The organism is Serratia sp. BNK-23 (assembly GCF_047456145.1).
Lineage (GTDB): Bacteria > Pseudomonadota > Gammaproteobacteria > Enterobacterales > Enterobacteriaceae > Serratia > Serratia nematodiphila.
On the sequence record NZ_CP179900.1, the window covers coordinates 2,688,075 to 2,709,906 of the forward strand.

A 21,832-nucleotide genomic window follows, 5' to 3' on the forward strand; every position below is an offset into this window, starting at 1 on the left:
TTAATGACTATATCGAGTTATCAGTATAGGAGAGCCAACGCCAGCACTGTTAACCAACGCACAATCTCGCCAATTTGATTCGCGGGCCTAATATTTAGCACCAATAATAATTCTACCGATGTTGGTCCTCTGACCAGCTGTCGTTCGGCTAACGTTGTTTCCCTGTTTCCACCGCCGACGCGCGAGAGTTCACTTCCCGGCCAGGCGGCATACTTCATAAGGAACTGATATGGGCATCTTTAGCTATAAGGATCTGGACGAAAACGCGTCAAAGGCGCTGTTTTCCGACGCCTTGGCCATCTCTACCTACGCTTACCACAATATCGATAACGGCTTCGATGAAGGCTATCACCAGACCGGTTTCGGGCTCGGTCTGCCGCTGACGCTGATCACGGCGCTCATCGGCAGCACCCAGTCGCAGGGCGGCCTGCCCGGCCTTCCCTGGAACCCCGACTCCGAACAGGCCGCGCAGGAAGCGGTGAACAATGCCGGCTGGTCGGTGATCAGCGCCACGCAGTTGGGTTACGCCGGCAAAACCGATGCGCGCGGCACCTACTACGGCGAGACCGCCGGTTACACCACCGCGCAGGCCGAGGTGCTGGGAAAATATGACAGCGAAGGCAATCTCACCGCCATTGGCATCTCATTTCGCGGCACCAGCGGCCCGCGCGAGTCGTTGATCGGCGATACCATCGGCGATGTGATTAACGATCTGCTGGCCGGGTTCGGGCCGAAAGGCTACGCCGACGGCTACACGCTGAAGGCGTTCGGCAACTTGCTGGGCGACGTGGCGAAATTCGCGCAGGCCCACGGGCTGAGCGGCGAGGACGTGGTGGTCAGCGGCCACAGCCTCGGCGGGCTGGCGGTCAACAGCATGGCGGCGCAGAGCGACGCCAACTGGGGCGGCTTCTACGCGCAGTCCAACTATGTCGCCTTCGCCTCGCCGACCCAGTACGAAGCCGGCGGCAAGGTGATCAACATCGGCTATGAGAACGATCCGGTGTTTCGCGCGCTCGACGGCACCTCGCTGACCCTGCCGTCATTGGGCGTTCACGATGCGCCGCATACCTCCGCCACCAACAATATCGTCAACTTCAACGATCACTACGCGTCGGACGCCTGGAATCTGTTGCCGTTCTCCATTCTCAACATTCCGACCTGGCTATCCCACCTGCCGTTCTTCTATCAGGACGGCCTGATACGGGTGCTGAACTCCGAGTTTTATTCGCTGACCGACAAAGACTCGACCATCATCGTCTCCAACCTGTCGAACGTCACGCGCGGCAGTACCTGGGTGGAAGACCTGAACCGCAACGCGGAAACGCACAGCGGGCCGACGTTTATCATCGGCAGCGACGGCAATGATTTGATCAAGGGCGGCAAAGGCAACGATTATCTCGAGGGCCGCGACGGCGACGATATCTTCCGCGACGCCGGCGGCTATAACCTGATCGCCGGCGGCAAAGGCCACAATATCTTCGATACCCAGCAGGCGTTGAAGAATACCGAGGTCGCCTACGACGGCAACACGCTTTACCTGCGCGACGCCAAGGGCGGCATTACGCTGGCGGACGACATCAGCACCCTGCGCAGCAAAGAAACCTCCTGGCTTATCTTCAACAAAGAAGTGGATCATCAGGTAACCGCCGCCGGATTGAAATCGGACTCAGGCCTCAAAGCCTATGCCGCCGCCGCCACCGGCGGCGACGGCGATGACGTGCTGCAGGCTCGCAGCCACGACGCCTGGCTGTTCGGCAACGCCGGCAACGACACGCTGATCGGCCACGCCGGCGGCAACCTGACCTTCGTCGGCGGCAGCGGCGATGACATCCTGAAGGGCGTCGGCAACGGCAACACCTTCCTGTTCAGCGGCGATTTCGGCCGCGACCAGCTGTATGGCTTCAACGCCAGCGATAAACTGGTATTTATCGGCACCGAAGGCGCCAGCGGCAATATCCGCGACTACGCCACGCAGCAAAACGACGATCTGGTGCTGGCCTTCGGCCACAGCCAGGTCACGCTGATCGGCGTCTCGCTCGATCACATCAGCACCGATCAGGTGGTGTTGGCCTAAAGATCGGCATAAAAAAAGCCGGGCGCTTTCGCCGCCCGGCTTTCCTCTTTCTGCCCGCCTTAAGGCACGTCATACCCCAGCGCCGCCTTGCGAATGCGGAACCACTGCTGGCGGCTCAGCACCAGTTTCTGCGCCTTCAGCGCCGAACGCACCCGCTCAATCTTGCCGGAGCCGATGATTGGCAACGGCGACGACGGCAGGCGCATCACCCAGGCGTACACCACCTGCTCGATGGTCTCCGCGCCGATCTCTTGCGCCACCCGCTGCAACTCGTCGCGCAGCGGCTGAAACTCGGCGTCGTTGAACAGGCGCCCGCCGCCCAGGCAGGACCAGGCCATCGGTTTGATGCGCAGCTGCTGGCACTGGTCGAGCGTGCCGTCGAGAATGGCCGGTTGGTGAATCGGCGAGATCTCCACCTGGTTGGTCGCCAGCGTGAACGGCAGACGCGACTGCAGCAGTTGGAACTGCGCGGGCGTAAAGTTGGATACGCCGAAATGGCGCACCTTGCCGCTTTTGTGCAACGCAACGAAGGCTTCGGCTACGTCGTCAGCGTCCATCAACGGATCCGGGCGGTGGATCAGCAGCAGATCGAGGTAATCGGTATGCAGATGGCGCAGTGACTGTTCCGCACTCTGCACGATATGATCGCGGTCGGTGATGTAATGCCCAATCGGGTTACCGGGCTTGGCGGTGGTGGCGATGCCGCACTTGGTCACCAATTCCAGCGACTGGCGTAGCGCCGGCTTCAGACGCAGCGCGTCGCCGAACGCCTGTTCGCAGGCATAGCCACCGTAGATATCGGCGTGATCGGCGGTGGTGACGCCCAGTTCGACATGCTGTTCGATGAACGTCAGCAGCTGCTGCGGTGACATGCCCCACTCCATCAACCGCCAGTAACCGCAAATCATGCGGGAAAATTCAGGCCCCTGCGGCGCGAGACGAATACGTTCTACCATTGCGAAAACCTCATGACATTAGTTGTCAGCCAGCATACACAAGCCGGTGATGCACAGGGAAGCGGTAAGCCACACGAACGTGCGGCAGATCAGGAAAGGTTAAAACAACGACGGCTGCTCCGGCAGCGGCTCGTCAGGCGCTTTATTGGCGCGCTGCAGCCGCAGGAAGCGTTGACGGCACAGGCGCAACACCTCGCGCTTTTGCGCATCACTCATGTTCATCCAGCCGAAACGCTCCTCGCGGCTGCGCAGGCAGCCACGGCAGAATCCACGATCGTCGGCCTGACAAATGCCGCGACACGGGCTGGGGATGTCGAAAAACTCAAGCTGCTGCGCCACGGGGCTCCTCCTGCGTTCTCTTGCTAATTGAAGACGCCATCGCCGCCGCTGGCAAGTCCCTTTTCTCCATTGCGGCGAAAATAGTCACGCAAATAGCGCAGCGCCTGGCGGCTTTTCTCCGGCATAGTGCGTTCCAGCGTCAGCGCGTGCAGCCGCAGCGGCGCCGGCCGCCACTCCGGCAACAGCAGCAACAGCTCGCCGCGCTGCAGTTCGTCGCCAATTTCATACAGCGGCTGAACGGAAATGCCCAGACCGGCGCGGGTAAAGGCGCGCATCACGTTCATGCTCTCGCTGACGATCTGTCCTTCCGCCAGCCGCAGCTTGACCTGCTGGCCGGACTGGTGCTGCAAATCCAGATGCGCCCCGCTGTAGCCGCTGGAGATCCAGCGGTGCTGTACCAAATCCTGCGGTTTTTCCGGCACCCCATGCTGGCTGAGGTAACGCGGTGCGGCGCACAGCACCATCGGCCACGCCGTCAGCGGATGCGCAATCATATTGGCGTCCGCCAGCTGCCGGTTGGCCCGCAGCGCAATGTCGACCCGCTGTTCTATCATATCGACGATGCGATCGTCCGCCAGCACTCGCAGCGTCAGCTTGGGATGCGCCTGCAACAGCGGCGACAACGCCTCCGCAAGCGATCGGCCGCCGATGCCGACCGGGGTGGCGATGCGCAGCTCCCCCACCAGCGTATCCCGCAGCTCCGCCAACCGCTGCTCCGCCTGCAGCGCCTGTTGCAGCATCGCCTCGCAGCCGGGATAGAACGCCGCTCCTGCCTCGGTCAGCGCCAGACGGCGGGTGGAACGATGCAGCAACGGCACCCCAAGCGCCTTCTCCAGCGAGCGCATGTGCTGGCTGACCGCCGACGGCGTCATGCCCAGCCGCCGTGCCGCACCGGCCAGCGAGCCCTCCGCCACCACGGTGGCGAATACCGCCATTCGATTGAGTTTATCCACGATTATGAAGTTTTACTTAATCAAGAAAGCATGAATATGGCACTAATCACGGCTATTGTTAAGGACTAGAGTAGAAACCACGCGGCAGGCACCTCGGCCTGCCTCACGATACTGAACCTATCCCCGAAGGAGCATACAGATGAAAGTAGCCATTATTGGAGCAACCGGTTTTGTTGGCCGCCGCGTGGTGGATGAAGCGCTGGCTCGCGGTATTCAGGTGACGGCAATCGCGCGCCAGAAAAAAGAGTTGCCGGAGCACGCCAATCTGACCGTCGCACTGGGCGACGTCGCCGATACGGCTTGGCTGGCGGGACAATTGCGCGGCCAGGACGCGGTGATCAGCGCCTACAACCCCGGCTGGGGCGAAGACAACCTGTATGAGAAAACCACCCGCGGCGCCCAGCAGATCCTCACCGCGGTCGAGCAGGCCGGCGTCAAACGCCTGTTGGTGGTCGGCGGAGCCGGCAGCCTGGAAGTGGCGCCGGGCGTTGAACTGGTGGATACGCCGCAGTTCCCGGAAAATATCCGCCCCGGCGCGCAGGCGGTGCGCGATCTGCGCAACAAACTGCGTAACGAGTCGGCACTCGACTGGACCTATCTTTCGCCGGCCGCCCTGCTGGAGCCGGGCAAACGCACCGGCCAGTTCCGCCTCGGCACCACGCAACTGCTGATGAACGGCGAAGCGCCGGCCAGCATTTCGGTGGAAGACCTGGCGGTCGCTATCGTTGATGAGATTGAAAAGCCTCAGTTTATTCGCGCGCAATTCACCGCCGCCTACTAAACCGCCCCGCCGCCAGGCCGCTCGGCCTGGCGTTTTCCGCGTATTCTCCGCCGCCAGTAATCTGAGTTTCTAAGGTTTTCTTAAGTTTCATCCGGTAGATTTCAAGGCATTATCTACTTTCAGGATCCCGATTTGGCAATGTGGTTACGTCAACGCTTACGGTGCAACAGCCTCGGTTTTACCCTCGCCGCCGCCCTGTTCTTCACTTTATTTCAGAACGCCTTATTCCTGCAGCGCGCCTGGTCGTATATCACCTTCGATAGCGCCCACAGCGTGATTTTCGCCGCCAGCATGCCGGTGGTGATCTTCTGTGCGTTGAATATCATCTTCAGCGTGTTGACCGTGCCCTACCTGCGCAAGCCGCTGATCATCTTTTTCTTGCTCGGCAGCGCCGCAGCCAACTATTTCATGTTCAGCTATGGTGTGGTGATCGACGGCAACATGATGCAAAACGCCTTCGAAACCAACCCTCAGGAGGCGACCGCGCTGCTGACGCCGCGCATGGGATTGTGGCTGACGCTGCTCGGCATTCTGCCGGCGGTGGCGGTCTGCTTCACCCAAATTCGCCAGACTCGCCCCTGGTGGTACATGGTCGGACTGCGCGCCGCCAACGTCATGCTGTCGTTGGTGGTGATCCTGATCGTCGCCGCGCTGTTCTACAAAGACTACGCTTCGCTGATCCGCAACAATAAAAGCGTGGTGAAGATGTTGACGCCGTCCAACTTCGTGGCCGGCACCATCAAGTTTACCGAACAGCGTTACTTCACCCGCAATCTGCCGCTGGTCAAGATCGGCGAAGATGCGCGTAAAGGGCCGCTGATCGCCAGGCAGGCCAAGAAAACGCTGGTGATCCTGGTCGTGGGCGAAACCGCCCGCGCCGAAAACTTCTCCCTCGGCGGCTATGAACGCGAAACCAACCCGCGCCTGAAGCAGGACAACGTGGTCTACTTCAAAAACGCCAGCTCCTGCGGCACCGAAACGGCGATCTCCGTGCCCTGCATGTTCTCCAACATGCCACGCAAGGAGTACGACGCGACTCAGGCGACGCACCAGGAAGGCATGCTCGACGTGCTGGCGCATGCCGGCGTCAATGTGCTGTGGCGCGATAACGACGGCGGCTGCAAAGGCGCCTGCGACCGGGTGCCGCACATCGACATGACCAAGCTGAAACCGCCGCAGGACTGCGACGGCGAGGTTTGCATGGACAACGTGCTGTTGTACAAGCTGAACGACTACATCAATAGCCTGAAAGACGACGGCGTGATCGTGCTGCACCAGATGGGCAGCCACGGCCCGGCTTACTACCGCCGCAGCACGCCAGAATTCCAGGCGTTTTCGCCGACCTGCAACAGTAATCAGATCCAGGATTGCAGCCATGAACAATTGGTGAACACCTACGACAACTCAATCCTGTATACCGACGCGATGCTCGATGCCACCATCAAGCTGCTGCGGCAGTATGACGACCGTTTCAATACCGCGCTGGTCTATTTGTCCGATCATGGCGAATCGCTGGGGGAAAACGGCATGTATCTGCACGGTACGCCTTATGTCTTCGCGCCGAGCCAGCAAACGCACGTGCCTTTCCTGATGTGGATGTCGGCCGACTATCAGCGCAATTTCGGCATCGATCGCCAGTGTCTGAATACGCTGGCGGAAAAGGACGAGGTTTCGCAGGACAACCTGTTCCACACCCTGTTGGGCATGCTGAACGTACAAACCCGCGAATATCAATCCCAGTTGGATATCCTGCAACGCTGCCGCAACGCGGCGTAGCGCTTAACTTCCGCGTGCCGCTGGGGCACAATAGTTTGCAGACAACCGGCGTTTTGTGCGCCGGTTTTTTTATTCCCATTGACCTAGACCAATCGGTCTATTATGCTCGGCACCATGATGACCAAATCAACGCATTGCAACGTGGATACACGTGAACATCTGCTCGCCACCGGCGAAACCCTCAGCCTGCGCCTGGGCTTTACCGGCATGGGGCTGAGCGAACTGCTGGCCACCGCGGGCGTGCCGAAAGGCTCGTTCTACCACTATTTTCGCTCGAAGGAAGCCTTCGGCGAAGCGATGCTGCAGCGCTATTTCGCGCATTATGATGCAGAAATGCAGGCGCTGTTTGCCGACAGACGCGGTGATGCCCGCCACCAGCTGCTCGGCTATTACGCCCAGGCTATCAGCTACCACTGCCGCAGCGAATGCCACAACGCCTGCCTGGCGGTGAAGCTTTCCGCCGAGGTGAGCGATCTGTCAGAACCGATGCGCCATGCGCTGGAAACGGGCACCGCTCGCGTGATCGGCCATCTTCAGGAGGCCATCGAGCGCGGTATCGCCGAGGGCTCGCTGTCGGTAGCCATGAGCCCGGCGGCAACCGCAGAAACGCTGTATTCACTGTGGCTCGGCGCCACGCTGCGCGCCAAAATCCGTCACTCGCTGGCGCCGTTGACCAGCGCGCTGGAAAGTATCGAGTTGCTGCTGCGCCCGCCGCAACCGTAACGGTAACAACTTATTTTTATTGAAAAAATGCAGTTCATGGTTTTTTATCGCCCATTACTAGACGACCGGTCTATTAAATACAGGATGCACTATGAAGACTGAAAAATTGCTCTCTCCGCTGAAGGTTGGCGCCATCACCCTGCCCAACCGCGTGTTTATGGCTCCGCTGACGCGTTTGCGCAGCATCGAGCCGGGCGATATTCCTACGCCGCTGATGGCGGAATATTACGCACAGCGCGCCAGCGCCGGCCTGATCGTGACCGAAGCGACCCAGGTTTCCTTCCAGGCGAAAGGCTACGCCGGCGCGCCCGGTTTGCATACGCCGGAGCAGATCGCCGCATGGAAAAACATCACGCAGGCAGTGCATGACAACAACGGCCACATCGCCGTGCAGCTGTGGCACGTAGGCCGCATTTCCCACGCCAGCCTGCAGCCAGGCGGGCAAGCGCCGGTCGCACCTTCGGCCATCAACGCCGAAACCCGCACCACCGTGCGTGATGAAACCGGCGCCTGGGTGCGCGTGCCGACCTCCACGCCGCGCGCGCTGGAAACCAGCGAGATCCCGGGCATCATCAACGATTTCCGCCAAGCAACCGCCAACGCGCGCGAAGCCGGTTTCGACTTCATCGAACTGCATGCTGCCCACGGCTATCTGCTGCACCAGTTCATGTCACCGGCTTCCAACCAACGTACCGATCAATACGGTGGCAACATTGAGAATCGCACCCGCCTGACGCTGGAAGTGGTCGACGCCACCATCGCCGAATGGGGTGCCGAACACATCGGTATCCGTATCTCGCCGCTGGGGCCGTTCAACGGGCTGGACAACGGCGAAGATCAGGAAGAAGCAGCGCTGTATCTGGTGGAAGAGCTGAATAAGCGCAATATCGCTTACCTGCACATCTCCGAACCTGACTGGGCCGGCGGCAAACCGTATTCCGACGCCTTCCGCGACTCGGTGCGCGCCCACTTTAAAGGGGTGATCGTCGGTGCCGGCGCCTACACCGCCGAAAAAGCCGAAGCATTGATCGAAAAAGGTTTCATCGACGCGGTGGCCTTCGGCCGCAGCTACATCGCCAACCCGGATCTGGTAGAGCGTTTCCGCCAGCACGCCCCGCTGAACGAACCTAAGCCGGAAACCTTCTACGGCGGCGGCGCCGAAGGCTATACCGACTATCCGTTTCTGGCGAAGTAATCTGTCCTGACCCCAACGGCCACGCAATCGCATGGCCGTTTTTTATGCGTCGCGCGCAAAGCAAAAAGGCCCGCACGAGGCGGGCCGCTGTTCCCTGGTGTTGATCTTTATTGCCGTTCGATTTTTACACGATCGCCGCTGGAATAGATAATTGATTGTGCAGATCAATTACTCTGTATCGATCGGTACACTCGATCAATATTTAGACACCCTCGACGCGAGACCACAAAGTGACATTGTCACCAGTTCGTCACGTTGAATTCCCTTGCGGGACAAGGCTATACTCGCTTGTGCTTCAATCCACCCGCCGTCTGCCACGGCACAGTCAATTCAGAGGAATTATGCGCTTACTCCATACCATGATCCGCGTCGGTGACCTGCAACGCGCCATCGACTTCTACACCAAGGTATTAGGCATGCGCCTGCTGCGCACCAGCGAAAACCCGGAGTACAAATACTCCCTGGCTTTCGTCGGCTATACGGAAGAGAGCGAAGGCGCAGTTATCGAACTGACCTATAACTGGGGCACCGACAGCTACGATATGGGCACCGCCTTCGGCCACCTGGCGCTGGGCGTGGATGACGTTGCCGCCACCTGCGACAGCATCCGTCGCGCCGGCGGCAAAGTCACCCGCGAAGCCGGCCCGGTGAAAGGCGGTACCACGGTTATCGCCTTCGTCGAAGATCCGGACGGCTACAAAATCGAGCTGATCGAAAACAAACACGCCGGTCAGGGCCTCGGCCACTAAGCCTCCCCTTCAGGGCGCGTTGGCGCCCTGCTGATTCTCCGCGCGATAGCGCCTGCAACCGGGCGCAAAATTTGCCATAATGCGCGCTGCATTCGATGAAGATAAGAAACTGATGGCCGAGAAAAGTGATCTTAACGCCCTGAGTGGTCGTTTTCGTGGGTTTTATCCCGTAGTAATAGATGTTGAAACCGCCGGCTTCAACGCCAATACCGATGCGTTGCTGGAGATCGCCGCCGTCACGCTGAAAATGGATGAGGACGGCTGGCTGCAGCGGGACGAAACCCTGCACTTCCACGTGGAGCCTTTCGAGGGCGCCAACCTGCAGCCGGAAGCGCTGGCGTTTAACGGCATCGATCCGCACAATCCGCTGCGCGGCGCGGTCAGCGAATATGACGCGCTGCACGCCATTTTCAAAGCGGTGCGCAAAGGGCTCAAGGATCGCGGTTGCAATCGCGCCATTATCGTGGCGCACAACGCCAACTTCGATCACAGCTTTTTGATGGCCGCGGCCGAACGCGCCGGCCTGAAGCGCAACCCGTTCCATCCGTTCGCCACCTTCGACACCGCCGCGCTGAGCGGCCTGGTGCTGGGGCAAACGGTGCTGGCCAAAGCCTGCATCGCCGCCGGCATGCCGTTCGACAGCAGCCAGGCGCACTCCGCGCTGTACGACACCGAGCAAACCGCCCTGCTGTTTTGCGAGCTGGTTAACCGCTGGAAACGTCTCGGCGGCTGGCCGCTGCCCGCCGGCGATCTCGCCGAATAAAACCAACAAAAAAGGCGGCCCAGTTACACTGGCGCCGCCCGTTACGCGATCATCGCAAGCCCGTCGATTAAGACTGCTGGTCTTCCTGCGCTTTATACTTTTCTGCCGTTTCTTTGATCAGTTGCTGCAGTTCGCCGCGCTGATACATCTCGATGATGATATCGCAACCGCCGACCAGCTCACCATCTACCCACAGCTGCGGGAACGTCGGCCAGTTGGCGTATTTTGGCAGCTCGGCGCGGATATCCGGGTTCTGCAAAATGTCCACATAGGCGAAACGCTCGCCGCAGGCGGACAGCGCTTGCACAGCCTGCGCGGAAAAGCCGCAGCTCGGCAGCTTTGGCGAACCTTTCATGTAAAGCAGAATCGGGTTTTCAGCGATCTGGTGCTGAATTTTTTCAAGTGTCGTCGTCATTTATTGCTTCCTCAAGCCACATTTCATGGCTACAACATGCATCACGCGGGCTATTGTAGCGGCTGGAACAGTCGCAAGAAAACGCCATCTTTTGCAAGGATATTCGCCCGCCGCCGATCGCGTTTCACCGGCCACGTCATTCCGGTCAAAACATACGTTGAGAATAACATTTTTAATCCGACCATTTCACTAATATATTGCGCCGCGATGCCGGCGCGGCTTAATTATATCCGCCACCGTCGCCTGGCGCTTTTTTATACATCAACAGGCTGATTTTAAACCAAAAAAAATGTCATTAACGTTTTCTCACAATATGGATTATTATTTATGAGTTCTTCGCTGTTTTATATGGTGAAGTTCGGGAATACTGTAACTCTTTCGATATCCGTTTCGGGGCCAAGGTTGGTGACGTCGACATGCGTTTAATTCTTACGCTCTTTGCGCTGCTGTTTACGCAGCTCTTCTTCAATTTGGCGCACGCTGCGCCACAGGCGCGCGTTGCCGCCGAGCAGCGTAAAAGCCATGCTAATGAAGCGCGGCCCGATGACCGCAGAAAAAAGAAAGCGGATAAAGCCGCCAAAAAAGCCAAAGTGACGGCCCCCGAGAAAAAAACCAAGACCGCCAAGGCCAAAAGCGAGAAAAGCGCGAAAAAGATCGTCAGCGCCAAACCCAAGGCCAAAGCGCAGAAAACCGCCAAGATTAAAGTCACCCCGCCGAAAAAGGGCTATAAAAAAGGCTATGGCCGCCACCGCGACGCCGGTATGGCCACCGCCAAACTGGCGCGTGAAGAAAAGCCGTTAAAACTCAGCCCGGCGCACAAAAAACGTTACCAGCATGCCAAACAGACCGCGATGGCCAAGCTGATGGATCAGATGGGCAAGCCTTACCGCTGGGGCGGCAGCTCGCCGCGCACCGGCTTCGACTGCAGCGGCCTTATCTATTACGCCTATAAGGACGTGGTGAAAATCAAGATGCCGCGCACCGCCAACGAAATGTATCACCTTCGCGACGCGGCGCCGATCAAGAAAAGCGAACTGGAAAGCGGCGATTTGGTGTTCTTCCGCATCAACAACCGCGGCGTGGCGGACCATGTCGGCGTCTATCTCGGCAACGGCAAATTCATCCAGTCGCCGCGCACCGGCGAAGAGATCCGCATCAGCCAGCTCGACAACGACTATTGGCAAAACCATTACATCGGCGCACGCCGCGTAGTGACGCCGAAAACCATCCGTTAATTCCCTGTTCTGCGCGGTTGCGGCCCCGGTCGCAACCGCCTGCTCAAGCTATCGCCCATCGCACTCCCCCACGCGCATTTCTCGCTTTTCCTCCTGTTTTTTATGATGAAAATTGTTAAGATTGAATGACCACAATAAAAAACGGCCCATCTGGCTCCCGCCTGGGCGGGAAGAAAGTGGCGCTGTAAAGGAGGAAGCAATGTCGTTTGAATTACCTGCATTACCGTATGAGAAAAACGCGCTCGAGCCGCACATCTCCGCCGAGACCCTGGAATACCACTACGGCAAACACCACAATACCTACGTGGTTAACCTGAACAACCTGGTGAAAGGCAGCGAGTTCGAGGGCAAATCGCTCGAAGAGATCATCAAGACCTCCAACGGCGGCGTGTTCAACAACGCCGCGCAGGTGTGGAACCACACCTTCTACTGGCACTGCCTGTCGCCACAGGGCGGCGGTGAACCGCAGGGCGAACTGGCGGCGGCGATCGTCAAATCCTTCGGCTCTTTCGCTGCGTTCAAAGAGCAGTTCACCGATGCCGCCGTGAAAAACTTCGGCGCCGGCTGGACCTGGCTGGTGAAAAAACCGGACGGCGCGCTGGCGATCGTCAACACCTCCAACGCGGCAACTCCGCTGACCGGTGAAGATAAACCGCTGCTGACCGTTGACGTGTGGGAACACGCGTATTACATCGATTACCGCAATGCGCGTCCAAAATACCTGGAAAACTTCTGGGCGTTGGTCAACTGGAAATTTGCGGCGGAAAACCTGGCGTAAACGCAGGCCTTGCCGAAGTGACGAGGCGCAGCCAGGCTGCGCCTTTTTTAAAACCGGCGGGAGATCAGTTCAACGCGGCGACAAAGCTGAAAGCGATGATCATCGCCAACGCGCCGACGGTAGTGAACAGAGACATCTTCAGATCGGTATCCATGACAACTCCTTTAAAATGGGCTTTCCTAAGGATAAAAGGCGCACAATTAGTACGTCAAATCATTTTCCCACAGTTCGCCGATAAAATCTTGTTATCATTTCCCGGTTTATAATCTCGATTACCTCTTCCACTTTTGTTCAATATGCGACAAAATTCGCAGTTCACAACTGCGTACCGGCATCCATGCCCCTCCTGATTAAGCGCTGAAGACTTCAACACACTAAAAACTCAGTTTTCGCTTCTCTGGAGAAGGATCTACGTAGGCAAACGATTAACATCACACTTACATGCTGTAAACATGTGAGTTCAGGAGTCATTCCTTACATGGCAACGATTAAAGATGTGGCCAAACGCGCGGGCGTTTCCACCACCACCGTTTCGCACGTCATCAATAAGACTCGTTTCGTCGCCGAAGAGACCAAAGCGGCCGTGTGGGCCGCGATCAAAGAGCTGCACTACTCGCCGAGCGCCGTGGCGCGCAGCCTGAAAGTCAATCACACCAAGTCTATCGGTCTGCTGGCCACCTCGAGCGAAGCGCCCTATTTTGCCGAAGTGATCGAGGCGGTGGAAAACAGCTGCTACAGCAAAGGTTACACCCTGATCCTGTGCAACTCGCACAACAATCTGGACAAGCAGCGCGCCTACCTGGCGATGCTGGCGCAAAAGCGCGTCGACGGCCTGCTGGTCATGTGTTCCGAATACCCGGATCAACTGCTGGGAATGCTGGAGGACTACCGTAATATCCCGATGGTGGTGATGGACTGGGGCGCTGCGCGCGGCGACTTCACCGACACCATCATCGATAACGCGTTCGAAGGCGGCTATCTGGCCGGCCGTTACCTGATCGAGCGCGGTCACCGCGATATCGGCGCCATCCCGGGCCAGCTGTCGCGCAACACCGGCGGCGGCCGTCATCAGGGCTTTATGAAGGCGCTGCAGGAAGCGCATATCGACATTCGCGAAGAGTGGATCGTCCAGGGTGACTTCGAGCCGGAGTCCGGCTACAAGGCGATGCACCAAATCCTGTCGCAAAAACAGCGGCCGACCGCGGTATTTTGCGGCGGCGACATCATGGCGATGGGCGCCATCTGCGCCGCTGATGAGCTGGGGCTGCGAGTGCCGCAGGATATTTCCGTGATCGGCTATGACAACGTGCGCAACGCCCGCTACTTCACTCCGGCGCTGACCACCATTCACCAGCCTAAAGAGCGCCTGGGAGAAATGGCCTTCACCATGCTGCTGGATCGCATCATCAGCAAGCGCGAAGAATCGCAGGTGATCGAAGTGCATCCGAAGCTGGTGGAACGCCGTTCGGTCGCCGACGGTCCGTTCATCGACTACCGCCGCTAATCCCCTGAGCCGGAAGCCTGCACGGCTTCCGGCGCCGCCTCGCTCAGCCACTCCTGATTCAGCGTCTCGCCATCGCCCAGATACGCCAGCAGCCAACTCATCGCCGGCGACGGTTTATCCTGCTGCCAGGTCAGGCAGCAAGGGCTGGCGGGAAACGGCTGCTGCAGCTGCAACGCCTTCAGCTCACCGCGCTGCACCAGCGGCAGCGCCCGATGCGCCGGCATCATGCCGACGCACAGCCCGGCGCACAGACAGTCGAGTGCCGATGTCCAGTCCGGCACCACCAGCCGCCGCTGGTTATCCAGCGTCCAGGTGACGCGCTTGGGCAGATTGCGCGAGGTGTCTTCCAGACAAAGCGCAGGGTACGGCCTCAACCGATCGTCATTTAACGGCCCTGCCAGCTGCGCCAGCGGATGCTGTGGGCTGACTACGCACAGCCAGTTCATGTAGCCCATATCGCGGAAGGCAAAGCCGCCGCCGACCGGCACCGCGCGCGTGGCGCCGATCGCCATGTCCACCCTGCCGTCCACCAACGCATCCCAAACGCCGTTGAACACTTCGGGTTGCAGCATCAGTTCAACATCGGGGAAATGGCGGTAGAAATCCAGCACCAGCTGGCGGCTGCGCTGGGGTTTGACGATGATGTCGACTGCGATATTCAGCTGGCCGCGCCACCCGTTGGCCACCTGCTGACAGTGGCGACGGGTGTCGAGCATTTTTTTGATAACAACTCTCGCATCCTTGATAAACAGCGCGCCGGCCGGCGTCAACTCCACATCACGGTGACGCCGCTCAAACAGCGGCACCGCAAGCCATTGTTCCAGTTGCCGCACGGTATAGCTCACCGCCGACGGCACCCGGTGCAGCTCCTGCGCCGCCGCGCTGAAACTGCCGGTGCGCGCGACCGCGTCAACAACTTCAAGAGAATATTCAGACCACATCGCTTTGCCTTCAATTTTTTTAACAGCACTTTGCAAATATTACCGTTTCACAAGCAGAGATCCAGCCGGATACACTGGCCGGCGCTAAAAACCTGCGACACTAAAATATTAACGAGAAATACCATGCGAAATTCTTTTGGCTTTATGTTCTACCTCGCCGGCCTGAGCATGCTGGGTTATCTGGCGACCGATATGTACCTGCCCGCCTTCGGCGCCATGCGGGAGGAACTGCAAATTTCCGCCGGCGCGGTCAGCGCCAGCCTGAGCATCTTTCTGGCCGGCTTCGCCTTCGCGCAACTGCTGTGGGGGCCCCTCTCCGACCGACTGGGCCGCAAACCGGTATTATTGATTGGCCTGACGCTGTTCGCGCTCGGCTGCCTGGGCATGCTGTGGGTAGAAAATGCCGTGCAGCTCTGGATACTGCGCTTTATTCAGGCCGTCGGCGTCTGTTCCGCCACCGCCATCTGGCAAGCGCTGGTGGTCGACCGCTATCGCGAAGGCCAGGCCAACCGCGTGTTCGCCACCATCATGCCGCTGGTGGCGCTGTCACCAGCGCTGGCGCCGCTGCTTGGCGCCTGGCTGCTGAACCACGCCAGCTGGCGTGCGATCTTCGCCGCGCTGTTGGTGATCACCGCACTGCTGCTGCTGCCGACGCTGCTGCTCAAAGAGCGCGCCAAAACGCCCCCCGCCGCCGACGCGCCGAAAAACGGCGTCAGCTTCTGGCAACTGTTGAAATCTCCGGTGTTCAGCGGCAACGTCGCTATGTACGCCGCCTGCTCGGCCGGTTTCTTCGCCTGGCTGACCGGTTCGCCGTTCATCCTCGGCGATATGGGCTATAGCCCGAGCGACATCGGTCTGAGCTATGTGCCGCAAACGCTGGCCTTCCTGCTGGGCGGCTACGGCTGCCGCGCCGCGCTTAAGCGCATCAATGGCAAAACTCTGCTGCCGTGGCTGCTGGTAGCTTATGGTGTCAGCATGGTGGCGCTGTATCTGGTGGCGACCCTGACCAATCCGACGCTCACCACTCTGCTGATCCCGTTCTGCGTGATGGCGCTGGTCAACGGCGCCGGCTACCCGATCATGGTGGCGAATGCGCTGATGCCGTTCCCGGAAAGCAGCGGCAAAGCCGCCGCGCTGCAAAATACGCTGCAATTGGGGCTGTGTTTTGTGGCAAGCATGCTGGTGTCGGCGTTTATTGCCCAGCCGCTGTTGGCGACGGTGACGGTGATGGTATCTACGGTAGTCCTGGCCGCGCTGGGTTATTTCCTGCAGCGGGGAAAAGCGGCCGATGCGCAGCAAAAGGCACAGCGGGAACATGCTAACTCAGCGTCATAATTGCCAAGATTAATAATCACTTAAAGAATATGTGTGCCGAGTGCGATTTACAGTTGAGTCAACGCCTCGGCACGCCTATACTCAAAAACAACCTTGTAAAGTAACATCTTATAATCTCTATATCTCAATCAGCTATTGTGTACGCGCCTTGCGTCACACTCTTTTTTTAAAGGGGCGTTTATCCTGCGCCGTTTGCGTCGGGCCGTTTCTTTAAATTTCCTCTGTTCATAGTCGGATATCAGACGCCGCGGGCTTATTTCCCGTTGGTATAGGTATGCACCCGCAGAAATTGTCTAAGCTGTTTCCTAACGGGTCATCAGTCAGAAGAAGGTGATGGAGAAGCTATGAGTTCATCGTGTATAGAAGATCTGAGCATCCAGGATAACCAGTGGTACCGTATCGCGCACGAAATGCTCGGTCTGGCCGGTATCGAAATCAACGGATCGCGCCCTTTCGATATTCAGGTTAAAAATCCCGAATTCTTTAAACGCGTTTTGCAGCAAGGATCCCTGGGCCTGGGCGAAAGCTATATGGACGGTTGGTGGGAGTGCGAGCGGCTGGATATGTTCTTCCAGCGCGTGGTCAGCGCCGGGCTGGAGAAGAAACTCCCCCACCACCTGAAAGATACCCTGCGTATCGCCGCCGCGCGCCTGACCAATCTGCAATCGAAAAAGCGCGCCTGGATCGTCGGCAAAGAACATTACGATCTCGGCAACGATCTGTTTACCCTGATGCTCGATCCTTACATGCAGTATTCCTGCGGCTACTGGAAAGACGCCACCACGCTGGAGGAAGCGCAGGAAGCCAAGCTGCGGATGATCTGCGAGAAACTGCAGCTGCAGCCGGGCATGCGTTTGCTGGACATCGGCTGCGGCTGGGGCGGCCTTTCCGCCTATGCGGCGAAAAATTACGGCGTGTCGGTGGTCGGCGTGACCATTTCCGCCGAACAGCAGAAGCTGGCTCAGGCGCGCTGCGCCGGGCTGGATGTGCAGATCCTGTTGCAGGATTACCGCGATCTGCACCAGCAGTTCGATCGCATTGTCTCGGTCGGCATGTTCGAGCACGTCGGGCCGAAAAACTACCGCACCTATTTCGACGTGGTGGAGCGCAATCTGGCGCCGCACGGCCTGTTCCTGCTGCACACCATCGGCTCCAACAAGACCGACATGAACGTCGATCCCTGGATCAACAAATATATCTTCCCGAACGGTTGCCTGCCCTCCGTGAGGCATATCGCCGAGGCCAGCGAAGGCCATTTCGTGATGGAAGACTGGCACAACATCGGCGCCGACTACGATCGCACGCTGATGGCCTGGTTCGAGCGCTTCAAACAGGCGTGGCCGCAGCTCGCCGAGCGCTATTCCGAACGCTTCGAACGGATGTTCAGCTATTACCTGAACGCCTGCGCCGGCGCGTTCCGGGCGCGCGATCTGCAGTTATGGCAGGTGGTGTTCAGCCCGAAAGGCGTTGAAGGCGGCATTCGCGTCGCCCGCTGAACGCTTTCCCGATAAAAAAGCCCCGGCAACATCTTCGCCGGGGCTTTTTTTTTGCTCTTTCGAACCCTGCGGGTTAACCGCAATAAACGCGAATAATTTTATCGTCGCTGTCGCCAAGGAAGTTCAGACGGCGCAGGTTGAAATCCATGGTGACGGCAGAGTTGTACGGAATGGCTCGCACCTTGCCGTCGATCCGCACGCCTTCCAGCGAGGTCATCGGTTTGCCGACAAAATTTTGATACTGCGAAGCGCCGCAGGTATCGTCCGCATCGGCCATTTGCGCGCCCGCGCCCTGCTCAGGCGAACTGCTGCAAGCGCTCAGCGCCAGCAACGCGGTTAACAACAACGTTTTCCCATAAAACTTCACGCGTTTCTCCTCTCTGCTTATGATTCGATGCCGGCGGTCACGCCAGAATCGCTGTCAGTCTTTGTGCGCCGGCGCCATCGCCGCGGCCAACGTCGCTTCCCGATTGGCCAGCACGCGCTCGACGGTGTCCACCACCGCCTGCGTTTGCGGATCGATCTCGATGTTCACCTTGTCGCCGAGGCGTTTTTTACCCAGCGTGGTGCGATCCAGCGTTTCCGGGATCAGGTGCACGCAGAAACGGTTATTCACCACTTCGCCGATGGTCAGGCTAATGCCGTCGATGCCGATGAAACCTTTGTGCAGCACATATTTCATCAATTCCGCATCCGGCATGCGCAGCCATACCTGGCGGTTATTTTCCGAGGTATAAATCTTGGCCACTTCCGCCGTGCAGATAATATGGCCGGACATCAAATGGCCGCCAATTTCGTCATTGAACTTCGCCGCGCGCTCGATATTGACGATGTCGCCCAGCGCCAGATCGCCGAGGTTGGTCAGGCGCAACGTTTCTTTGATCAAATCGAAGCTGACGCGGTTGCCTTCCACCGCGGTGACGGTCAGGCAGCAGCCGTTGTGGGCCACCGACGCGCCCAGCTCCAGCCCCGGCAGCAGCTCGGCAGGCATTTCGATCACGTGGGTGCGGAAATTGGGTTTCTCATCAATGGCGACCAGCGGCGCGGTGCCTTGTACGATACCGGTGAACATATGTGCCTCTTCTTGCTAAATAGGTTAAAACGCTACCGGCAGTTTGCCCCAGTTGGCGCTGAAAACCAAATCCGCGACGGCAAAAAAAGAATGGCTGCGCATTTAATAACTATTTATCTGCGGCGTTTGCTTAACGACGCCGAGCAGGTACAATCTTTTTGACAAAATTCCGCTATTTTAATTGTTGTCCTCTCGCGGCAGCCCTCCCTCCCACATATATAAATAGAAAAGGTGTATGCGTGCAGAAGTACTTAATTGAAGCGCGTAGTTTATTGGCTCTCGCTATCCCGGTCATCATCGCGCAAATATCACAAACCGCCATGGGCGTGGTGGATACCATCATGGCCGGCGCTTACAGCGCCACCGACATGGCGGCGGTGGCGGTCGGCACCTCGATCTGGTTGCCGGCCATTTTGTTCGGCCACGGCCTGCTGCTGGCGCTGACCCCGGTTATCGCCCAGCTCAACGGCGCCGGCCGTCGCGATCGCATCGCCCATCAGGTGCGTCAGGGCTTCTGGCTGGCCTTCGGCGTCTCTGTGTTGCTGATCGTCGTGCTGTATAACTGCAAGTTCGTCATCGACATGATGCACAACATCGATCCGCAGTTGGCGGATAAAGCCGTCGGCTATCTGCACGCCATCATGTGGGGGGCGCCGGGTTACCTGTTCTTCCAGGTGATGCGCAACCAGTGCGAGGGGCTGTCCAAAACCAAACCCGGCATGGTGATCGGCTTCCTCGGCCTGCTGGTGAATATCCCGATCAACTACATCTTTATCTACGGCAAGTTCGGCATGCCGGAGTTGGGCGGCGTCGGCTGCGGCGTCGCCACCGGCAGCGTCTACTGGATCATGTTCCTGATGATGCGCTGGTACGTGAAGCGCGCGCCGTCGCAGCGCGACATCAAACGCCAGGCCGGCGATCTCGGCGGCCCTGACTGGGCGGCGCTAAGGCGCCTGATCGGCATCGGCATGCCGGTGGCGCTGGCACTGTTCTTCGAAGTCACGCTGTTCGCGGTGGTGGCGCTGCTGGTTTCACCGCTGGGGATCGTCGCGGTCGCCGGCCACCAGATCGCACTTAACTTCAGCGCGCTGATGTTCGTGCTGCCGCTGTCGCTGGGCGTCGGCGCCACCATCCGCGTCGGTTATCGTCTGGGGGAAGGTTCGGTCGAAGGCGCGCGCGTCGCCGCTTACTCCGCCATCGGCGTCGGCATCACCATGGCCGTCTGCACCGCGCTGTTTACCGCCACCTTCCGCGAACCGATCGCCCTGCTGTACAACGACAGCCCGGCGGTGGTGGCGATGGCCTCGCAGTTGATGCTGCTGGCGGCGCTGTACCAGATCTCGGATTCGGTCCAGGTGATCGGCAGCGGCGTGCTGCGCGGTTATAAAGATACCCGCGCGATCTTCTTCATCACCTTTATCGCTTATTGGGTTTTGGGCCTGCCGAGCGGCTATCTGCTGGCGTTAACCGATGCGCTGGTGCCGGCGATGGGGCCAAGCGGTTTCTGGATCGGCTTTATCATCGGACTGACCTTCGCCGCCATCATGATGGCGCTGCGCATGCGCTGGCTGCAGAAACAGCCGACCACCGTCATCCTGCAGCGATCCACACGCTGAACCCGCAGCCCGGCCGGTTTCCTCCCCGGCCGGGCTGCGGTTTGCGGAAAAAAACGCCGGACTGCGCACAACCTCAGCAATCGCGTGAAATACCGAATAAAATTGCGCTTTTCCCCTTGCCAGCGCGCGGGTAGCTCGTTAATATTCGTCCCCGCTGTCAGCCATGACAGACAGGAAAAGATGCGTCCGTAGCTCAGTTGGTTAGAGCACCACCTTGACATGGTGGGGGTCGGTGGTTCGAGTCCACTCGGACGCACCAAATTCCTGAAGCAGTACAGTGCGTCCGTAGCTCAGTTGGTTAGAGCACCACCTTGACATGGTGGGGGTCGGTGGTTCGAGTCCACTCGGACGCACCAAATTTCAGAAGCAGCGCAGTGCGTCCGTAGCTCAGTTGGTTAGAGCACCACCTTGACATGGTGGGGGTCGGTGGTTCGAGTCCACTCGGACGCACCATATTGCTGATTCATCTCTCCCTGTCACGTTATACTTCCCGTTGTATCGTCTCTGCCCGACCGTTCGATTTTTCATGTCGATTGCGCCGAACTACTGCCATCAGCCATCAGGAACGCCACATGACCACCTTCACCGCCAAAACCGCCTTTTTGCCGCTCGACAATGGCCTTGCCCGCCGTGAAGGCGTGATGAGCGACGGTTCGCCGGCGGCGGAAATGCGTTTCGAGGCCGGCGCCTTCGGCCAGCTGCAAAAGCCCGCGCACGCGCTGCAAACCCGGGTGATATCCGGCGAATTCGAGTTCACCCTCGGCGGCGACACCCGGATAGTACGTGCCGGTGAGAGCCTTACCCTGCCGGCCAACGTCGCCAGCGGCTGCTTCTGCCTGAGCGCCGGCACGCTGCTGGAAATTCCCCAAACGCGTTAAACCTGCATTTACAGCAAGGTTATTTGCGCAACAAGCGGCCCGCAACGCGTTGCATTTGCGCCACATTTAGCCCCGTTTTGCTCTATCCGCCGCACCGCCGCGGTTTTTTATTTTGTTTCCCGCCGCTTAGCCTTTATAATGCGCAACGTCTATCAGTTGAATGGTTTCAGCCCTTGATCTGCGAAAACGCAATAACAACACGATGTGATCTTACCCCGTTGCGCAGCATCCCCGCGCCCCCGCGCGGGCTGAA

At 58.8% G+C, this 21,832-nt stretch carries 22 protein-coding genes and 3 tRNA genes; 17 read left to right on the plus strand and 8 right to left on the minus strand.

The window, feature by feature from the left end:
• Positions 1 to 229: 229 nt before the first annotated feature.
• Positions 230 to 2,074: a polyurethanase gene (locus ACMGF9_RS12680; RefSeq protein WP_103085603.1), complete on the plus strand. Its 1,845-nt coding sequence runs from the start codon at positions 230 to 232 to the stop codon at positions 2,072 to 2,074.
• A 59-nt stretch (positions 2,075 to 2,133) separates the two neighbouring features.
• On the opposite strand, the gene ACMGF9_RS12685 is transcribed toward ACMGF9_RS12680, so the two are convergent.
• From ACMGF9_RS12685 to ACMGF9_RS12695, 3 genes are all read right to left on the minus strand, one after another.
• Positions 2,134 to 3,030 (minus strand): aldo/keto reductase, encoded by an 897-nt coding sequence (locus tag ACMGF9_RS12685; RefSeq protein ID WP_004931312.1) that lies wholly within the window; start codon positions 3,028 to 3,030, stop codon positions 2,134 to 2,136.
• Positions 3,031 to 3,129: 99 nt separating this feature from the next.
• Positions 3,130 to 3,369 (minus strand): DUF1289 domain-containing protein, encoded by a 240-nt coding sequence (locus tag ACMGF9_RS12690; protein ID WP_015377731.1) that lies wholly within the window; start codon positions 3,367 to 3,369, stop codon positions 3,130 to 3,132.
• Positions 3,370 to 3,392: 23 nt separating this feature from the next.
• Entirely contained in the window at positions 3,393 to 4,322 is a 930-nt protein-coding gene (locus ACMGF9_RS12695) for a LysR substrate-binding domain-containing protein (RefSeq protein ID WP_193152098.1), read from the minus strand.
• A 139-nt stretch (positions 4,323 to 4,461) separates the two neighbouring features.
• Here ACMGF9_RS12695 and ACMGF9_RS12700 point away from each other — a divergent pair, with 139 nt between their 5' ends.
• From ACMGF9_RS12700 to rnt, 6 genes are all read left to right on the plus strand, one after another.
• A complete protein-coding gene (locus tag ACMGF9_RS12700; protein ID WP_004931317.1) occupies positions 4,462 to 5,103 on the plus strand; it encodes an NAD(P)-dependent oxidoreductase in 642 nt (213 codons plus the stop codon).
• Between the two features lie 138 nt (positions 5,104 to 5,241).
• Positions 5,242 to 6,879 (plus strand): phosphoethanolamine transferase EptA, encoded by a 1,638-nt coding sequence (gene eptA / locus ACMGF9_RS12705; protein ID WP_049240185.1) that lies wholly within the window; start codon positions 5,242 to 5,244, stop codon positions 6,877 to 6,879.
• Between the two features lie 102 nt (positions 6,880 to 6,981).
• The gene (locus ACMGF9_RS12710) at positions 6,982 to 7,602 is read left to right on the plus strand and encodes a TetR/AcrR family transcriptional regulator (RefSeq protein ID WP_021505463.1); all 621 of its coding nucleotides are present in this window, start codon (positions 6,982 to 6,984) and stop codon (positions 7,600 to 7,602) included.
• Between the two features lie 91 nt (positions 7,603 to 7,693).
• Complete coding sequence (locus ACMGF9_RS12715) at positions 7,694 to 8,797, plus strand: alkene reductase (RefSeq protein ID WP_118892084.1); 1,104 nt, start codon at positions 7,694 to 7,696, stop codon at positions 8,795 to 8,797.
• Positions 8,798 to 9,138: 341 nt separating this feature from the next.
• Positions 9,139 to 9,546, plus strand: a complete 408-nt coding sequence (gene gloA / locus ACMGF9_RS12720; RefSeq protein ID WP_004931325.1) for a lactoylglutathione lyase — start codon at positions 9,139 to 9,141, stop codon at positions 9,544 to 9,546.
• A gap of 79 nt (positions 9,547 to 9,625) precedes the next feature.
• Positions 9,626 to 10,309, plus strand: coding sequence for a ribonuclease T (rnt, locus tag ACMGF9_RS12725; RefSeq protein ID WP_016927925.1), 684 nt, complete (start codon positions 9,626 to 9,628; stop codon positions 10,307 to 10,309).
• 67 nt (positions 10,310 to 10,376) lie between these two features.
• On the opposite strand, the gene ACMGF9_RS12730 is transcribed toward rnt, so the two are convergent.
• Positions 10,377 to 10,724 (minus strand): Grx4 family monothiol glutaredoxin, encoded by a 348-nt coding sequence (locus ACMGF9_RS12730; protein WP_004931329.1) that lies wholly within the window; start codon positions 10,722 to 10,724, stop codon positions 10,377 to 10,379.
• A 416-nt stretch (positions 10,725 to 11,140) separates the two neighbouring features.
• Between ACMGF9_RS12730 and ACMGF9_RS12735 the strand changes: the two genes are divergently transcribed.
• Both ACMGF9_RS12735 and sodB read left to right on the plus strand, forming a co-directional pair.
• The gene (locus ACMGF9_RS12735) at positions 11,141 to 11,959 is read left to right on the plus strand and encodes a C40 family peptidase (RefSeq protein WP_004931330.1); all 819 of its coding nucleotides are present in this window, start codon (positions 11,141 to 11,143) and stop codon (positions 11,957 to 11,959) included.
• 199 nt (positions 11,960 to 12,158) lie between these two features.
• Complete coding sequence (gene sodB, locus ACMGF9_RS12740; RefSeq protein WP_021505464.1) at positions 12,159 to 12,737, plus strand: superoxide dismutase [Fe]; 579 nt, start codon at positions 12,159 to 12,161, stop codon at positions 12,735 to 12,737.
• A gap of 64 nt (positions 12,738 to 12,801) precedes the next feature.
• Here the strand turns inward: sodB and ACMGF9_RS12745 are convergent, their stop codons facing one another.
• Complete coding sequence (locus ACMGF9_RS12745) at positions 12,802 to 12,891, minus strand: YnhF family membrane protein (protein ID WP_004931335.1); 90 nt, start codon at positions 12,889 to 12,891, stop codon at positions 12,802 to 12,804.
• A 324-nt stretch (positions 12,892 to 13,215) separates the two neighbouring features.
• Between ACMGF9_RS12745 and purR the strand changes: the two genes are divergently transcribed.
• Positions 13,216 to 14,241, plus strand: coding sequence for an HTH-type transcriptional repressor PurR (purR, locus tag ACMGF9_RS12750; protein ID WP_004931336.1), 1,026 nt, complete (start codon positions 13,216 to 13,218; stop codon positions 14,239 to 14,241).
• On the opposite strand, the gene punR is transcribed toward purR, so the two are convergent.
• A complete protein-coding gene (punR, locus tag ACMGF9_RS12755) occupies positions 14,238 to 15,182 on the minus strand; it encodes a DNA-binding transcriptional activator PunR (protein ID WP_004931338.1) in 945 nt (314 codons plus the stop codon). The two genes, purR and punR, sit on opposite strands and share 4 nt — an antisense overlap.
• A gap of 123 nt (positions 15,183 to 15,305) precedes the next feature.
• On the opposite strand from punR, the gene punC reads away from it, so the two are divergent.
• Together punC and cfa are read left to right on the plus strand one after the other, a co-directional pair.
• Positions 15,306 to 16,517, plus strand: a complete 1,212-nt coding sequence (gene punC / locus ACMGF9_RS12760) for a purine nucleoside transporter PunC (protein ID WP_015377723.1) — start codon at positions 15,306 to 15,308, stop codon at positions 16,515 to 16,517.
• 344 nt (positions 16,518 to 16,861) lie between these two features.
• Positions 16,862 to 18,013 (plus strand): cyclopropane fatty acyl phospholipid synthase, encoded by a 1,152-nt coding sequence (cfa, locus tag ACMGF9_RS12765; protein WP_004931341.1) that lies wholly within the window; start codon positions 16,862 to 16,864, stop codon positions 18,011 to 18,013.
• Positions 18,014 to 18,086: 73 nt separating this feature from the next.
• On the opposite strand, the gene ACMGF9_RS12770 is transcribed toward cfa, so the two are convergent.
• Complete coding sequence (locus ACMGF9_RS12770; RefSeq protein WP_004931344.1) at positions 18,087 to 18,380, minus strand: I78 family peptidase inhibitor; 294 nt, start codon at positions 18,378 to 18,380, stop codon at positions 18,087 to 18,089.
• Between the two features lie 54 nt (positions 18,381 to 18,434).
• Positions 18,435 to 19,085, minus strand: coding sequence for a riboflavin synthase (locus ACMGF9_RS12775; protein ID WP_004931347.1), 651 nt, complete (start codon positions 19,083 to 19,085; stop codon positions 18,435 to 18,437).
• A gap of 239 nt (positions 19,086 to 19,324) precedes the next feature.
• On the opposite strand from ACMGF9_RS12775, the gene ACMGF9_RS12780 reads away from it, so the two are divergent.
• The 5 genes from ACMGF9_RS12780 to ACMGF9_RS12800 all read left to right on the plus strand — a co-directional run bounded on the left by ACMGF9_RS12780 (position 19,325) and on the right by ACMGF9_RS12800 (position 21,579).
• Entirely contained in the window at positions 19,325 to 20,701 is a 1,377-nt protein-coding gene (locus tag ACMGF9_RS12780) for an MATE family efflux transporter (protein WP_015377722.1), read from the plus strand.
• 182 nt (positions 20,702 to 20,883) lie between these two features.
• Positions 20,884 to 20,960, plus strand: a tRNA-Val gene (locus ACMGF9_RS12785).
• A 20-nt stretch (positions 20,961 to 20,980) separates the two neighbouring features.
• Positions 20,981 to 21,057, plus strand: a tRNA-Val gene (locus ACMGF9_RS12790).
• A 20-nt stretch (positions 21,058 to 21,077) separates the two neighbouring features.
• Positions 21,078 to 21,154, plus strand: a tRNA-Val gene (locus ACMGF9_RS12795).
• A gap of 119 nt (positions 21,155 to 21,273) precedes the next feature.
• Positions 21,274 to 21,579, plus strand: a complete 306-nt coding sequence (locus tag ACMGF9_RS12800; RefSeq protein ID WP_075684723.1) for a cupin — start codon at positions 21,274 to 21,276, stop codon at positions 21,577 to 21,579.
• The last annotated feature ends 253 nt before the right edge of the window (positions 21,580 to 21,832 follow it).

Bases quoted from the DNA above. Each gene is read 5' to 3' on its own strand.
- ACMGF9_RS12775 (WP_004931347.1), bottom strand. From the start codon at position 19,085: ATGTTCACCGGTATCGTACAAGGCACCGCGCCGCTGGTCGCCATTGAT.
- punC (WP_015377723.1), top strand. From the start codon at position 15,306: ATGCGAAATTCTTTTGGCTTTATGTTCTACCTCGCCGGCCTGAGCATG.
- ACMGF9_RS12685 (WP_004931312.1), bottom strand. From the start codon at position 3,030: ATGGTAGAACGTATTCGTCTCGCGCCGCAGGGGCCTGAATTTTCCCGC.
- ACMGF9_RS12745 (WP_004931335.1), bottom strand. From the start codon at position 12,891: ATGGATACCGATCTGAAGATGTCTCTGTTCACTACCGTCGGCGCGTTG.
- gloA (WP_004931325.1), top strand. From the start codon at position 9,139: ATGCGCTTACTCCATACCATGATCCGCGTCGGTGACCTGCAACGCGCC.
- ACMGF9_RS12715 (WP_118892084.1), top strand. From the start codon at position 7,694: ATGAAGACTGAAAAATTGCTCTCTCCGCTGAAGGTTGGCGCCATCACC.
- ACMGF9_RS12800 (WP_075684723.1), top strand. From the start codon at position 21,274: ATGACCACCTTCACCGCCAAAACCGCCTTTTTGCCGCTCGACAATGGC.
- sodB (WP_021505464.1), top strand. From the start codon at position 12,159: ATGTCGTTTGAATTACCTGCATTACCGTATGAGAAAAACGCGCTCGAG.
- punR (WP_004931338.1), bottom strand. From the start codon at position 15,182: ATGTGGTCTGAATATTCTCTTGAAGTTGTTGACGCGGTCGCGCGCACC.
- ACMGF9_RS12730 (WP_004931329.1), bottom strand. From the start codon at position 10,724: ATGACGACGACACTTGAAAAAATTCAGCACCAGATCGCTGAAAACCCG.
- eptA (WP_049240185.1), top strand. From the start codon at position 5,242: ATGTGGTTACGTCAACGCTTACGGTGCAACAGCCTCGGTTTTACCCTC.
- rnt (WP_016927925.1), top strand. From the start codon at position 9,626: ATGCGCGCTGCATTCGATGAAGATAAGAAACTGATGGCCGAGAAAAGT.
- ACMGF9_RS12680 (WP_103085603.1), top strand. From the start codon at position 230: ATGGGCATCTTTAGCTATAAGGATCTGGACGAAAACGCGTCAAAGGCG.
- purR (WP_004931336.1), top strand. From the start codon at position 13,216: ATGGCAACGATTAAAGATGTGGCCAAACGCGCGGGCGTTTCCACCACC.
- ACMGF9_RS12700 (WP_004931317.1), top strand. From the start codon at position 4,462: ATGAAAGTAGCCATTATTGGAGCAACCGGTTTTGTTGGCCGCCGCGTG.
- cfa (WP_004931341.1), top strand. From the start codon at position 16,862: ATGAGTTCATCGTGTATAGAAGATCTGAGCATCCAGGATAACCAGTGG.
- ACMGF9_RS12735 (WP_004931330.1), top strand. From the start codon at position 11,141: ATGCGTTTAATTCTTACGCTCTTTGCGCTGCTGTTTACGCAGCTCTTC.
- ACMGF9_RS12710 (WP_021505463.1), top strand. From the start codon at position 6,982: ATGCTCGGCACCATGATGACCAAATCAACGCATTGCAACGTGGATACA.